Origin of the sequence: Actinomadura sp. WAC 06369, assembly GCF_003947565.1 — a bacterium.
GTDB classification, from domain to species: domain Bacteria; phylum Actinomycetota; class Actinomycetes; order Streptosporangiales; family Streptosporangiaceae; genus Spirillospora; species Spirillospora rifamycini.
On record NZ_QHJN01000427.1, the window covers coordinates 1 to 588 of the forward strand.

General features: G+C 59.7%; 2 rRNA genes. Both read right to left on the reverse strand.

Annotated features, from left to right (window positions below):
- Window positions 1-98 (reverse strand): 23S ribosomal RNA (locus DMH08_RS39800); the annotation flags it as partial.
- Between the two features lie 384 nt (window positions 99-482).
- Window positions 483-588, reverse strand: a 16S ribosomal RNA gene (locus DMH08_RS39805); the annotation flags it as partial.

Consider the following 588-nt stretch of genomic DNA (forward strand, 5'->3'; position numbering starts at 1 on the left):
GTCTGGTTGCCGACTCCCCGAGGCATATCGCAGGCTCCCACGTCCTTCATCGGCTCCTGATGCCAAGGCATCCACCGTATGCCCTTAAAAACTTGAACACACAAAACGATCAAAACAAATCGCAGATGAGATCAAAAAGCAATCGAGTCCCGATCTCACCAGAGATGCTCGCGTCCACTGTGTAGTTCTCAAAAAACAACCGGGTCCACCAGGCCGCACCCCTGAGGGGTAGCGGGACCTGGTCCCGCAGTCCGAAGAAACGTGCCCGTTTCCTCAGGACCCAACAGCGTGTCCAGTCCACCACCCGCCCGAGACCGCCGTTCCCACTCCCCGAAGGGCGGTACGAGCCGGTCACACGAGCGGTGAACTGAGTAGCCAGTGCTCCACATCTATGAGCAGCCACCTGACGAACATTCGCCGTCAACAGTAGCCACCGACCGAGGTCCCTCAACGAGGCGACCCGGCCAGTTGATGCTCCTTAGAAAGGAGGTGATCCAGCCGCACCTTCCGGTACGGCTACCTTGTTACGACTTCGTCCCAATCGCCGGCCCCACCTTCGACCGCTCCCCCCACAAGGGTTGGGCCACG